This window comes from Allomuricauda sp. R78024 (assembly GCF_044596045.1).
In the GTDB taxonomy this organism is placed as follows: Bacteria; Bacteroidota; Bacteroidia; order Flavobacteriales; family Flavobacteriaceae; genus Flagellimonas.
In genome coordinates, this window is the sequence record NZ_CP138995.1 from 2,564,185 (window position 1) to 2,577,668 (window position 13,484).

The 13,484-nt window shown below is 36.3% G+C and carries 16 protein-coding genes; 14 read left to right on the forward strand and 2 right to left on the reverse strand.

Annotation, left to right across the window (positions count from 1 at the left end; genetic code table 11):
* The first annotated feature begins 62 nt into the window (after positions 1 to 62).
* From SJY44_RS11480 to SJY44_RS11515, 8 genes are read left to right on the forward strand one after another with little or no spacing between them, the layout of a single operon-like run.
* Positions 63 to 1,190, forward strand: coding sequence for an NAD(P)/FAD-dependent oxidoreductase (locus SJY44_RS11480; RefSeq protein WP_396589823.1), 1,128 nt, complete (start codon positions 63 to 65; stop codon positions 1,188 to 1,190).
* The gene (locus SJY44_RS11485; RefSeq protein ID WP_299167408.1) at positions 1,190 to 1,903 is read left to right on the forward strand and encodes a methyltransferase domain-containing protein; all 714 of its coding nucleotides are present in this window, start codon (positions 1,190 to 1,192) and stop codon (positions 1,901 to 1,903) included. Before SJY44_RS11480 ends, SJY44_RS11485 begins: the two co-directional genes overlap by 1 nt.
* Positions 1,903 to 2,958, forward strand: a complete 1,056-nt coding sequence (locus SJY44_RS11490; RefSeq protein ID WP_298926286.1) for a type III polyketide synthase — start codon at positions 1,903 to 1,905, stop codon at positions 2,956 to 2,958. The genes SJY44_RS11485 and SJY44_RS11490 overlap by 1 nt, the downstream gene beginning before the upstream one ends.
* A 12-nt stretch (positions 2,959 to 2,970) precedes the next feature.
* Positions 2,971 to 3,750 carry an SDR family oxidoreductase gene (locus tag SJY44_RS11495; protein ID WP_396589824.1) on the forward strand — a complete coding sequence of 260 codons (780 nt, stop codon included), beginning with the start codon at positions 2,971 to 2,973 and terminating at the stop codon, positions 3,748 to 3,750.
* Positions 3,751 to 3,753: 3 nt separating this feature from the next.
* Positions 3,754 to 4,212 carry a 3-hydroxyacyl-ACP dehydratase FabZ family protein gene (locus tag SJY44_RS11500; protein ID WP_396592091.1) on the forward strand — a complete coding sequence of 153 codons (459 nt, stop codon included), beginning with the start codon at positions 3,754 to 3,756 and terminating at the stop codon, positions 4,210 to 4,212.
* Complete coding sequence (locus SJY44_RS11505) at positions 4,202 to 5,473, forward strand: beta-ketoacyl-[acyl-carrier-protein] synthase family protein (protein WP_396589825.1); 1,272 nt, start codon at positions 4,202 to 4,204, stop codon at positions 5,471 to 5,473. Before SJY44_RS11500 ends, SJY44_RS11505 begins: the two co-directional genes overlap by 11 nt.
* A 22-nt stretch (positions 5,474 to 5,495) precedes the next feature.
* Complete coding sequence (locus tag SJY44_RS11510; protein ID WP_396589826.1) at positions 5,496 to 5,747, forward strand: phosphopantetheine-binding protein; 252 nt, start codon at positions 5,496 to 5,498, stop codon at positions 5,745 to 5,747.
* A complete protein-coding gene (locus SJY44_RS11515; RefSeq protein WP_298926298.1) occupies positions 5,744 to 6,169 on the forward strand; it encodes a hypothetical protein in 426 nt (141 codons plus the stop codon). The genes SJY44_RS11510 and SJY44_RS11515 overlap by 4 nt, the downstream gene beginning before the upstream one ends.
* 37 nt (positions 6,170 to 6,206) lie before the next feature.
* Here SJY44_RS11515 and SJY44_RS11520 read toward each other — a convergent pair whose 3' ends face one another.
* Positions 6,207 to 6,722: a YceI family protein gene (locus tag SJY44_RS11520; protein ID WP_396589827.1), complete on the reverse strand. Its 516-nt coding sequence runs from the start codon at positions 6,720 to 6,722 to the stop codon at positions 6,207 to 6,209.
* 298 nt (positions 6,723 to 7,020) lie between these two features.
* On the opposite strand from SJY44_RS11520, the gene SJY44_RS11525 reads away from it, so the two are divergent.
* The 6 genes from SJY44_RS11525 to SJY44_RS11550 all read left to right on the forward strand — a co-directional run bounded on the left by SJY44_RS11525 (position 7,021) and on the right by SJY44_RS11550 (position 12,873).
* Entirely contained in the window at positions 7,021 to 7,350 is a 330-nt protein-coding gene (locus tag SJY44_RS11525) for a hypothetical protein (protein WP_298926306.1), read from the forward strand.
* A gap of 123 nt (positions 7,351 to 7,473) precedes the next feature.
* Positions 7,474 to 8,391: an EamA family transporter gene (locus SJY44_RS11530; RefSeq protein WP_298926309.1), complete on the forward strand. Its 918-nt coding sequence runs from the start codon at positions 7,474 to 7,476 to the stop codon at positions 8,389 to 8,391.
* Between the two features lie 155 nt (positions 8,392 to 8,546).
* A complete protein-coding gene (locus SJY44_RS11535) occupies positions 8,547 to 9,995 on the forward strand; it encodes a hypothetical protein (protein ID WP_298926312.1) in 1,449 nt (482 codons plus the stop codon).
* Positions 9,996 to 10,100: 105 nt separating this feature from the next.
* Positions 10,101 to 11,099, forward strand: a complete 999-nt coding sequence (locus SJY44_RS11540) for a sensor histidine kinase (RefSeq protein ID WP_396589828.1) — start codon at positions 10,101 to 10,103, stop codon at positions 11,097 to 11,099.
* A complete protein-coding gene (locus SJY44_RS11545) occupies positions 11,096 to 12,115 on the forward strand; it encodes a histidine kinase (protein WP_396589829.1) in 1,020 nt (339 codons plus the stop codon). The genes SJY44_RS11540 and SJY44_RS11545 overlap by 4 nt, the downstream gene beginning before the upstream one ends.
* The gene (locus SJY44_RS11550) at positions 12,112 to 12,873 is read left to right on the forward strand and encodes a LytR/AlgR family response regulator transcription factor (protein WP_396589830.1); all 762 of its coding nucleotides are present in this window, start codon (positions 12,112 to 12,114) and stop codon (positions 12,871 to 12,873) included. The genes SJY44_RS11545 and SJY44_RS11550 overlap by 4 nt, the downstream gene beginning before the upstream one ends.
* Here SJY44_RS11550 and SJY44_RS11555 read toward each other — a convergent pair.
* Positions 12,870 to 13,445 (reverse strand): Crp/Fnr family transcriptional regulator, encoded by a 576-nt coding sequence (locus tag SJY44_RS11555; RefSeq protein WP_396589831.1) that lies wholly within the window; start codon positions 13,443 to 13,445, stop codon positions 12,870 to 12,872. The two genes, SJY44_RS11550 and SJY44_RS11555, sit on opposite strands and share 4 nt — an antisense overlap.
* Between the last annotated feature and the right edge of the window lie 39 nt (positions 13,446 to 13,484).

The following is a 13,484-nucleotide window of genomic DNA, read 5'->3' on the forward strand; positions in this document are numbered from 1 at the left end:
TATGTTTTTAATCCCGGCCATAATAGGTCGGGATTTTTGTTTTAAAGAATTATCTTCATAGGGTGAATAATCCCAAAGTTGTTATCATTGGTGGTGGATTGGCCGGGTTGACAGCTGCGCTGGATTTGGCGCAAAAAGGAAAACAGGTCTTGGTTATTGAAAAAAACCAATATCCCAACCACAAAGTATGCGGAGAATATGTATCTAATGAGGTCAAACCTTATTTAGAACAGCTTGGTTTGGAATTGGGTAACCTAGGATTGCCAGAAATTGATACCCTTCAAATTAGCACACAATCAGGTAAGCTAATAGAAGTTGGTCTTCCTTTGGGTGGCTTTGGAATAAGTAGATACACTTTTGACCATAAGCTTTACTTGTTGGCGAAAAAAAAAGGAGTGGATTTCCTTTTTGATACAGTAGTTGATATTCAATTTGTAGGTGATGAATTTTTCATAACCTTATCTTCTAAAGAAAAAATATCCAGTAAAGTAGTTTTGGGAGCATTTGGTAAGCGCTCAAACTTAGATGTTAAGTTGAATAGAAGTTTTATTCAGCAGAAGTCCCCATGGCTCGGAATAAAATCACATTACAGAAACAATGGGCATCCCTCAAATGTAGTGGCACTTCACAATTTTCCTGGAGGATATGGAGGGTTGTCCCAAACAGAGACCGGAGATTTAAACTTTTGCTGCTTGGTTAAGTATGAAAGCTTTAAAAAAGAAGGGGATATAGCTTCGTTTAACCAAACTGTGGTGTCCCAAAACCCAATTTTAAAAGATTTTTTAGCCAATACAGAGGCAAAATTTGAAAAACCATTGAGCATTGCTCAGATTTCGTTTGAAAAGAAAAAGATGGTGGAGAATCACATATTAATGTGCGGGGATACGGCAGGTTTAATACACCCTCTTTGTGGTAATGGAATGGCGATGGCAATCCATAGCGCAAAATTAGCCGCAGAACAAGTGGTTATGTTTTTGGAAAAACCTAACTTCACAAGAAAAGATATGGAAAAAGAGTATCAAATGCTTTGGGAAAAGAATTTTGGCAAAAGACTCTGGATGGGTCGTCGCTTACAAGACCTTATGTTGCATACCAAGTGGTTTAATTTGGGAATGCACACTGTGGCCAACTCCAAAATAGTACTTCGAGAACTGATTCGTAACACACATGGCAATCCAATTCTAAATTGATGGATTTTTCTGTGCGTAGCGAGGAACTGGAACTCATGGATGATCCAAACATGGAGTTTGAGCTTTTGGATGCTGCCTATGCGGACATTAACAAATGCAACAAATTACTGGGGGGAGAGTCAATAACCGTAGACGCGGTATGGGAATTGGTGAAAGAGAGCGGCAAAAAATCGTATACGATTTTGGATATGGGTTGTGGAGATGGCACCATGCTAAGAAAACTATCCAAACATCTGAGTAAAAATGGGGTGTCGCACAATATGGTAGGGATAGACCTAAGAGATGACGTATTGCAAATTGCCAAGGAGAAATCTCACGATTACCCTAACATAAATTTCAAGAAAGAAGACATACTAAAAGCTGATTCCAGTCTTTCTTGCGACATTTTGATCAACACGCTTACCATGCATCATTTTGATGAGAACCGTATAGACGCTTTTCTAAACAAGTTTGTTAGCTTGGCCAAAGTTGGGGTGGTTATCAATGACCTTCAAAGAAGCAGAATCGCTTATGCTCTTTTTCAAGTATTTGGGTTTTTCTTTATTAAGACGAAGGTTGCAAAATATGATGGCCTTGTTTCCATAAGCAAAGGTTTTAGGAAGGATGAGTTGATAGAACTATCAAAAAAAATACCAAGTGTTACACATACAATTCAATGGAAATGGGCTTTTAGGTATGTATGGGTAATGAAATTTAACCGACATAAGAATTAATGGGTCCAGTACATGTAGTTGGAGTATCAAAACAATTGCCAAAGTATAGCAGGAAAACTTCGGATATTATTCCTTTCATAGATTTATGGCTTTCAGACCAAGACGAACGTTTTAGAAGAAAAGTGGTAAAGATATTTGAAGGGGCGGGGGTGGACCAGCGCTATGGCATAATGGATATTGAAGAGGTCTTTACCGCAACTTCTTTTGAGGAGAAAAATAACATATACTCTAGAGAAATCAAGATTTTAGGAGAGCAAGTACTTCAAAAAGCTTTAAATCAAGCGGAATGGGATGCAAAATCCTTGGACTATATCATTACGGTCAGTTGTACTGGGATTATGATTCCATCATTGGATGCCTATTTAGTTAATTCTCTGGGGCTGAGACAAGACATCATTAGGCTTCCGGTAACAGAAATGGGTTGTGCTGCGGGAGTTTCTGGCTTGATCTATGCAACGAATTTCCTTAGGTCAAATCCAGGGAAACGAGCAGCTGTTATAGCAGTCGAAAGCCCTACCGCTACTTTTCAGCTTAATGATTTCTCCATGGCCAATATGGTAAGTGCTGCAATATTTGGTGATGGAGCAGCATGTGTTTTGTTGTCTTCAGAAAAAGAAGCTGAAGGCCCAAAGGTCATTGGGGAAGAAATGTACCATTTTAAGGATGCTACTCATTTAATGGGTTTTGATTTAACCAATACAGGATTAAAAATGATATTGGACCCAGCAGTTCCGGAGGTGATTGCAAAACACTTTCCGCAGATTGTCCATCCATTTTTAGAACGATTTAATTCAAACATTGAAAAGGTCGATTATTTAATTTTTCATCCGGGAGGAAAGAAGATAGTGCAGACGGTTCAGGAATTGTTTGGTAAATTGGGTAAAGACATAAATGACACAAAAGAAGTATTGCAAGAGTATGGGAACATGAGCAGTGTTACGGTGCTGTATGTGCTGGAGCGTTTTCTGCTTAAGGAGACGGCCAAAGGGCAACAGGGAATGGTATTGAGTTTTGGTCCTGGATTTTCAGCGCAACGGATTTTATTGGAATGGTAATTTGTTTTGACAATGAAAGATTCATCTAAATGGGCTTTAATATTAGGAGGCAGTAGTGGACTTGGTTTTGCCACTGCAAAAAAACTTGCTCAGCATGGATTTAAAATAATAATAATTCACAGAGATAGAAAATATGATATTGAGAGGATTAAAGTAAATTTTCAAGATATTACTTTAACCAAAAATGCATTATTTAGTTTCAATGTAGATGCTATAAATCCTATAAAACGTGATGAATTAATCCAGGAAATCAAGAAGCTCATTGGAGTTGAAAAAATACATGTGCTTATTCACAGTATTGCAAAGGGCAACTTAAAACCCATGGCTAGTGAAAATAATGCTCTAAATAATCAAGATTTTCATTTAACTATTGATGCTATGGCTATAAGTCTTTATGACTGGGTAAAGGATTTAGTGAGTTCAAAGTTGTTTTCTGGAGACGCTAGGCTGATATCTTTTACTAGTGAAGGCAATTCCAAAGCATGGGAAAGTTACGCTGCTGTATCCGCTGCAAAAGCGGCTCTGGAAGCAATCACACGAAACATTGCTCTTGAATTTGCGCCGATTGGCATAAAGGCAAATTGCATACAGGCGGGTATGACGGATACTAAGTCCTTTCAGATGATACCAAATAGTGAGGTTTTAAAAGAAGAAGCGATAAAGCGAAATCCCAATAATAGACTTACGACACCCGAAGATGTTGCCAATGCTGCTTATTTACTCACAATGGAAGAGGCGAAATGGATTACGGGAACGGTTATAAAAGTTGATGGAGGTGAAAGTTTGCAATAGATGATGACACCTGATGAAATAATCGATAACCTTCCATATGCACAACCCTTTCTTTTTGTGGATGAGTTGATTCACGTGGATGAGCAATCAGCTGAAGGAACTTATGTATTTGAAGAGGATTCTAGTTTTTACAAAGGTCATTTTAAAGATTTCCCTGTTACCCCAGGGGTTATTTTAACGGAGTGCTGTGCTCAAATTGGCTTGGTGTGCCTTGGGATTTACCTTTTGCAAAAAGAGATTACTGAAAAACAAGATAAAAAACCGCAAATTGCCCTGAGTAGCTCTGAAATGGAGTTTTATTTACCAGTTTTTCCTAATGAAAAGGTGAAAGTGGTCTCAGAAAAAATGTATTTCAGATTTGGTAAACTCAAATGCAAGGTGAAATTGCTTAATTCTGAAGGAGAATTGGTGTGCAAAGGAATTCTAGCTGGAATGTTCAAACAGGTGAGTAATGGAAAATAGAGTGGTGGTAACCGGTATGGGGGTTTGTGCACCAAATGGAATTGGACTTTCTGAGTTTGTTGCATCACTAAAGAATGGAAACAGTGGGATACAATTCTACTCTGAACTAGAAAAATTAAATTTCTCATGTCAAATAGCTGGAAAACCATTAATTAATAATTCTAACTTGAATGAATACTTTACTAATGTTCAGTTAAAAGGTTTGAATGCCAGTGGCGTGTTTTATGGCGTAATTGCGGGAAAAGATGCATGGGAAGATGCCGGTTTATCATCCGTAAGTTCAGAAAACCCTGATTGGGATAGTGGAATCATATTTGGTACAGGAATTCTTGGAGTGGATAAGTTCAGAGAAGCTATATACCAAGTTGATGAGGGTAATGTAAGACGATTAGGCAGCACCTCGGTAATTCAGACCATGGCTAGTGGGATAAGTGCTTACCTCGGTGGTATGTTAGGTTGTGGAAATCAGGTCACTACTAATTCATCAGCCTGTACTACCGGCACGGAAGCTTTATTAATGGGCTACGAGCGTATTAAAAACAAAAAAGCAGTAAGGATGTTGGTGGGTAGTTGTAGTGATAGCGGTCCCTACGTGTGGGGAGGTTTTGATGCCATGCGTATACTTCCGAGAAACTATAATAACAATCCAGAAGCGGCCAGTAGGCCAATGAGTGCATCTGCAGTTGGATTTGTACCTGGCAGTGGGGCGGGAGCTCTAGTTTTAGAATCATTAGAGAGCGCTTTAGAGCGTGGCGCGAATATTTATGGGGAAATTATAGGGGGTAATGTAAATAGTGGAGGACAAAGAGGCGGAGGGAGTATGACTGCTCCAAACAGCAAAGCTGTTCAGCGCTGCATAACAAATGCTATTAAAGACTCAGGAATAGAGCCAAGTGATATTGAGACAATCAACGGACACCTTACTGCCACGTCAAAAGATCCTGATGAGATTACTAATTGGAGTCAAGCGCTTGGCCGCTCTGGAATCGATTTTCCTTTTGTTAATTCCTTTAAAGGACATTTTGGACATTGTTTGGCGGCCGCTGGGAGTATTGAGTGCGTTGGTGCCTTGCTTCAATTTAAGGAAAACCAGATTTTTGGAAACATCAATTGTGAGGATGTGCATCCAGAAATAGATAAATTGATAGATACTTCAAAAATTCCTCGTACAACAATGGACTTTGCGCCAAAAATTATTGCAAAAGCCAGCTTTGGCTTTGGAGATGTAAATGCCTGTGTTATTTTTAAAGCCTATAGCTAGAAACAAATTCTTAAAATAAAAAATGCAAGAAGAAAGATATCAGAAACTAAAGGAAATCGTACAAACCTATTTACCAGATGATGTTTCTGCGGAAGCCATACAAATGGAAAGTAATTTCACCCAAGAATTAAACATCAACTCGGCCAATTTAGTAGATATTGTGCTGGATGTTGAAGATGCTTTTGACATTATGTTGGAAAATGAAGATATGGACGGTATGCAAACAGTTAAGGATGCACTTCAAATAATAGATCATAAAATAGCTGCTAAATGAAAGAATTCTGGAATTACGTTTTGGAAAAAGTGACTGTTGATAAGCGATTATTGATTACCTATTGTCTCGTTTATTTTCTTTGGGGCTTTGGAATGAATTGGTTTGGAGCACAAATGGAAATTGCCAAGTTTACCTTTTGGTGGCAGGTGATTACCTGTTATATTTTATATATGGTTCCAATTTCTTTGGTATTAAGGGGTTTGCCTTTTCATATGCAATATGCCTATGGATTAATTGCCATGGGATTGTTGGAGTTTGGAGGATATGCTCTACAAACTTCGTATGCATATCCAAATAACATTTTGGATCAACTATTCAACATACGTAATTTTAGCCTAGGTATGGCACTGTTTTTTGCTTTGTACTTTCCTTTAGGTAATTGGGGTGTAGGTAAGATTTACAATATGCTGTTCAAAAAATAGCACGGGTTACTTAGCGTTCCTAAAAGGATATGGTGAGCTAGTTATTGATATCAAAAACCATTTTGACCTTCACTAGATTGTCTTCTCTTTTTTTCTTGATTTTAATTCCATAATCAATAGAATATAAAGAAGTGGTTCCAATGAGTTGATTTTCTTTTCTGGTAAAGGTGATAGTGACTTGTTTTGAAGTTTCTTTAATGGTAAGATTACCCTTTACCACTAGCTTTTCGCCTTCCAGTCTAGCTACATTACTTTCAAAGGAAATCTTTGGATAATCATCGGCATCAAAATACTTCCCACTTTTTAAAGACCAATTTCTTAATCCGCTATTAGTATCTAAGGTTTCAGAGGAAACAGAACCCTTAAAAATTGAGCTTTCTAAATTACCAAGATCTATTGACGATTCTGATTCAAAACCCGAAATAGTCCCTTTCACATTTTTGGAAACAAATTCAAATGATATTTGGGCACTCTTGATACTGGTTTTTTGCCCATTCACTATAGTAAAGGACAAGCCAATGACTAAAAACAAACAAAGTGAAAAGATTCTCATAGCAATTTTTAATCTAAAGTAAAGATTTGGTCATTAAAGAAAGGGACTACTTACAGAATTAGTAACTTTTGTTTAACATTTTGATATGTTCAACATACCCAATTGAAGTGAATGCTCCTTTCAGGTTATATCAGTTTTGAAAATTTGCAAATATTTAAGCATCAATTTTTTAGAATTAGCAATACAGGTTTAACTGAATGTTAAATATTTAAAAATAGAGTTAATTTTGTACAACAATGTAAGATAATTAGTAACTTAATGGAAGGTTTTAAGGCAATCAATACTTAAACAAAATATTATGAATGATGTAACCGAAAATAGCACTGGTCAAATCCAAGAACTATTGATTCGTATGGAGCGAAATAATAACATTATTCAAAGACTTTCCAAAAAGCTTAGCTCTTATACTTGCGAGCCCAATAATTCCTCCTGTTTTGAAAAACTATATGATCTTAGGCATAGCTTTAAGGTTTTTACTGGTCAACAAAAGCAAATTATGGAGCTTCTAAAGCAGAAAAGAGGAATGGCAAAGAGCTTGCAAAAAGATATCCAACTTCATTTAGAGCGATTTAAACAACTAGAGCAAGAGATGGCCGCTTATATCTTGGATACTAATCAGTATTCCTAAAATCTCATGTGCTGGATGCAGTTTTAATGGCTGCTCATTTCTTTGCATAACTTCATTTAGAATATATTTTTTACTCCTGTAAACATCCGTATTATTGCAGGGCAAACAGCCACATTTTTCAGAATGGGAAAGTCCTCTAATTCTACTCTTGTCATTCTTGCCTTTTTTGCGATATACGTAATATGGGGGTCTACTTATTTGCTCAATAAGATTGCCGTATTGGAGCTGCCGCCTTTTATGTTGGCTTCATTTCGTTTTACCACCGCAGGTATTTTAATTTTCATTATTGCGAAGATGATGGGAATTCAGATTTCAATTACTAGAAAGCAGTTGTGGAATACAATAATTGCGGGGTTCCTCTTTTTAAGTTTTGGCAATGGGGTAGTGGTATGGGCTCTCCGTTATGTTGATACTGGTTTTGCTGCTTTAGAAATATCTGCACAGCCGCTTATTATTTTGTTGCTGATGCGAATTTTGCAAGGAAAGAAAATACAACCAATGTCAGTCGTTGGTGTTATTTTTGGAATCATTGGTATATATCTTTTGGTAAGTCAAAAACAGGTTATAACCAAGGAAGGCTCAATCTTGGGCATGGTCATGATATTTTTCTGTATGTTGAGTTGGGGTTATGGGAGTTTGTTTGTTGCAAAAGCGGACCTGCCAACAAATTATTTTGTTAATACAGGTTATCAAATGTTTACTGGGGGTATTATTCTGGCCTTTATGAGCATTGGGTTTAGCGAAGATTGGACCTCGCCATTAGTTTGGAGCGGCAAGGTGCAAGTTGTAATGATATTGCTGGTCATTTTTGGAAGCATCCTGGCATTTACCTCTTTCAACTACTTGTTAAAATCAGTTTCTCCAGAGAAAGTGGCAACTTCTACCTATGTAAATCCTATCGTTGCACTCATTCTGGGCTGGTATTTCCTAAATGAAGAAATAACATTGCAATCCATAATCGCAGCTGTTGTATTGCTTACGGGGGTCTACTTCATTAATGCTAAAAAGACTTTGGCCATTTTTGAAAGGTTTAAAAGATAGTTTATAGCACCTTTCTCTCCTCTTTGTACAATTCAGTACATAAACCGTCCAATTGGCTACATTTCATTTTTACAAGAAAGGATTGAAGCACATCTTTGCTTCATCAATCAAAAAATAATCAGTACAATCAATCATCAATCAAAAAACGAACAATCATGAATCAACTATCAAAAATCTTTGCTGCCCTAGTCTTAAAGGTTATTCTTTTCTTTTTCCTGCTAAATGGAAGTTCTGTAAACGCTCAGCGCAAGAGTACCTCAATAAACGTTAGTGATAATGGAAAAACCTCTATTTCCGTAAAGAATGGTTTTGGGAATAATTTTCAGGTCGAGTTTAAAGGAGATATCACACTTTCCAATGATGACACTGATGTTATTGCCATTTCTGATGAGGGCTATATGGAAATAAAGAAATCTGCTTTTGGGAATCGCAGGAGGGTCTTTATAGAATCTAACAGTTCAGGGCAGCTTACCAAAAAGTATTATGTAGGAGGTTCTGAAAGAAATTTTGATTCTGAAGGAAGAAAATGGATGGCGGAAATACTTTTAGAAGTAGTTCGCACAACCACTTTAGGGTCTGAGCAGCGTGTTAATCGGATTTACAAACAAGGGGGAACATATGGTGTGCTTAAAGAAGTTGACTTTATTGGTAGCAATTATGTAAAAGCAAGGTATATAAAGCTATTGTTGAAAAAAGACCTTAAAAATGCTGACTTAATATCCATTCTAAATGTAATTGGCGATGATATTGATTCTGATCACCATAGGGCAGACATTCTAAAAAACAATACCTCAAAGTTTTTGGCAACAGAAGCTAGTACTTCGGCATATATTGAAGCTACCGCAGAGATAGATTCTGACCACCACAAAGCGGAGGTTCTTAAAAGATCTATTAAAGATGGTTCACTAAAGGGAAATCAGATGAATTCCCTTTTTACAATTGCAAAAGATATAGATTCCGACTATCATAAATCTAGCGTTCTGCTAACAGTACTAAGAAATTCATCTCTTAATACTGCAAATATGAAACTGCTTATAAGTACTGCGAACGGGATAGATTCGGATCATCATAAATCGGAGGTTTTGCGAAGTGCATTAAACTCTGATGGTCTATCAGATAGTAGTTTCCATACTTTGTTAAGTTCTTTGGATGACATGAGTTCGGACCACCATAAAGGGAATGTACTTTCTAAATTACTTCAAAAAGACCTTGACCCATCTTCACTTTCACATGTATTGAAACAAGTGGGGCACATGGATTCTGACAGTCATAAAGCCAATGTGCTAAAGTCGGTCGTACGGAAGGAGCTTTCAGATGAAAGTATAGAAGTTTTATTGGATGTTTTGGAGCACATGAGTTCCGATAGTCATAAAGCGGGTATTTTTAAACAAATGGCAAGAAAAACATATTCGGATACACAGCTTACCAAAATTTTATGGACCATTAAAGATATTGGTTCAGACTATCATAAAGCTGAATCACTACTTGCATTTTCCAGAATGGTTTCGCAAAAAGAAGCTACGGTAAAAGAAACCTATAGATCCGTTTGTAAAAGTATTTCATCTGACTCGCATTACAGAAAAGCCATAAACGCAGTTCAATAACCAATTAGAATTCTGACCACCAAAATACTCCAACTGCTTTAGCATAATAATGAGTATTTTGGTGTTATGGACAGAATTTTTACTTTTTTCTCAGACCGACCCACCATGGCAAGAAATCTGTTCCTTATCATCTTAGGCTTTATTGTTGGAGCCCTATTCTACAGTTTCCACAATTTTAGCGGAAAACCAAGTTTTTGGGAATTTGTTCTCAATGGTATTCTAGGTGTTGCCATTAGTTATGTTTTCCATTTCTGTAATCTTTTTTTGAACAAAACCATTCGCTGGAAACAACAGACTGGATTAAGACTTTTACTTGGAATTGTAATGCATTTGATTTTAGGATTGTGCATTATTTTTCTTGGATTAAAAGGATATGAAATACTATACCATGAGTACACCTTTTTCTCTGGAGAAGGAAGCAAGGTGCTATTGAAGATAGGTATACTTCTTTTTTGTACCGTCCTTATCTACAACATCATCTATTTAGTCTTTTATTCATACCGACAATACACCATGGGGCAGGTAATGGAAGTCCAGTTCAAACGGAAACAAACAGAACTTCAACTAAAAGCATTAAAATCTCAATTAAGTCCTCATTTTCTTTTTAACAGCCTAAATACATTGTCTTCTTTATTTCAAAAGGATATAAAAAAGGCAGATATTTTTATAAGGTCTTTGGCAAAATCCTATCAATATACCCTGAAAGCTTACAAAGAAGTGCTGGTTACGGTAGAGGACGAATTGGCATTTGTGAACTCTTATTGCTTTTTGGTGCAAACACGCTTTGGAGATTACCTCTCATTAGACTTGCAATTGACAGATAACGAACTTAAAAGCAAGATTCCGCCATTAACGCTTCAGATGTTGGTGGAGAATGCCGTGAAGCACAATATCATCAACAATGAAAATCAATTGAAAGTTCAAATAAAACCAAACAATGGTTTTTTAGAGGTATCCAATAATAAAACGGCAAAACGACCAGAAACAAAATCTTTGAAAATAGGTCTCAAAAATATTATTTCGCGGTATGAATTGCTAGCGGAAAAACAAGTGAAAATAGTTGACGATGAATACTTTACCGTAAAACTCCCATTGCTTACATGAAAAAACTGTTTGTTCATAAACCGCTGTTTAGATTATTGAGCCCTTTGTTCAGTGGAACTCTGGTGTATCTTCTTATTTTACTGATCAATAACACAATTGATGAACTTGGCGCTAATTTTTTTGGTCAGGAGCTTTATGTGTGTATTGGCCTTGCATATTTGATTCAGGAGTACGCTCGTATTTCAATTATAATTTTTAAAAGACTTAAAAGACCGTCCTCATTTTTTGTTAAAACCATACTACAGATTGTTAGTACAATTGTCATCAATATCGTTTTGGTTTCCTTGGCCATGCATTTGTATTTTACCAATGTACTTTACTACACCCCAAACAGTAACGAGTTAATGATATTTAATAGCATTTTCTCCGTTATTGCTTTGATTTATGTCTTGCTGTATGTGAGCCATCAGTTTCTGTATATGGTAAATACGGAAAAGTTGGAAAAAGAAGAATGGGCCAGGCAGGAAGTAGAAGAGGACTTTACGGATTTTAAGCGAGGTATAAATCCAGAATTGCTTTTTGAAAGCTTAGAAGCAATTTTGGTAGTTATGAAAGAAGACCCTGATAAAGCTGAGCAGATTACGGATCGTTTCGCCATGGTCTATAGGTATTTATTATCCAAAAAGAAGGATGAACTGGTTCCCATATCTGAGGAACTAAAAACGTTGAAAGAATTACTGCAATTATTCTCAGAACTCCCACATAGAAAAATGCAATTGGGCCAAATAACGGCAAATGAGACTTTGGTAGTACCTGGAAGTTTGCTGCGTATTGCTGAAAAGGTAATGCGTACAACAATTCCATCAGAGATTAAAAAAATGACCATTGATGTTTTAGAGTCTAAGAATAAATTGGAAATTAAATATAAACATGAAGAAAAGATTGATAAATCATTAAACATCAGTATTTTAAAATACATTCAAAAAGATTATGAATATTATGCTTCTGAACCTGTCAAAGTGATTCATGACGACGTTTTTAAAACCATATACCTTCCAAAATTGAGCTTAGAATGAAGATTGTAATCATTGAAGATGAACCTTTAGCATCAGAAAAATTAGAACGCTATCTTTTAAAATATAGTGAGAAGGTTGAGGTGCTTAGTATACTGCCTTCATTGGAACTTGCTATCCCATGGATTGCAGAGCATCAATCTAAAGTAGATTTGTTTTTTATGGATGTGCAATTGACTGATGGTCTCAGCTTTGAGATTTTCTCCAAAATATCTGTACAAAAACCGGTGATTTTCACTACTGCCTTTGACGAGTTTGCTATAGATGCATTTAAGGTGAACAGTATTGATTATTTATTAAAACCGATTATGTTCACTGACCTTTCAAGGGCCTTGCAAAAGCTAAAATCATTGAAAGAACAGTTCTCCAACCCTTTGGAGCTGGCACCGGTAATTCAAAAACTACAAGAAAAAAGCTATAAGGATAGGTTTTTGGTTAGAATGGGCAATCACATTAATTCCGTACAGAGCAATTCAATCAATGCCTTTTTTGCAGAAGGGAGGGATGCTTACCTGATTACTGAGAAAGGAAAAAAGTACATAATTGAATATAAACTTGAAGCATTGGAAGAGTTGTTGGACCCAAAACTTTTTTTCCGTGTTAATAGAACCTATATCGTTAATATCAATGCCATTACGGATGTTACCGTTTATGCCAATAGAAGGTTAAAGCTTATACTGAATTCTAAATTGGATAAAGAAGTAATTATTAGCAGAGAGAAGGTAGCCGATTTTAAGAAGTGGTTTGAAGGACTTGCTTAAAGTTGATCGGTTTTTTCTTTTAGCTCTTTTAATGCCCTGTTCAGACTTCTGGTGGTGACTCCTATATAATTTGCAATATCTTTTTTAGATATCACTTCGGTAAACTCTGGGAATATCTTTTTTAACCTGATTACATTGTCTTCAATAGGGTAGGAGTGCTGGTATGAATGTCTTGGGGCTTTGTACCTAATCTTATCTGCCAGAGCTTTCATAATCAATCTATTAAAGTGATTGTCCATTTCCAATAAAGCATTAAAACGAGTATGGGAAATGGAAAGAGTCTTTAGTTGTGTTATTGTCTCAACGGAACATATGGTATGTTTTTTACTGAACACCTCTAATTCTCCAAACTCCATTCCTTCGCCCAAAAATTCTTGGATAAATTCCTTTCCATTTTCATCAGAAATGTAACATTTTGTAATTCCTTCAGTAATAAAATATACTTTGCTGTACCTTCTATCCTGTTCAATTATTTTATGCTTTGGACTAAATTTCTCCTCACTTATATCATGCTCGTTCGCATCATATAATTTTTTTATATATCTGGCTAATTCAAGGTTTATTCTAATCATTTTTTTCAATGGGACAAATGTCCTTTTTAGTGCTGTGAA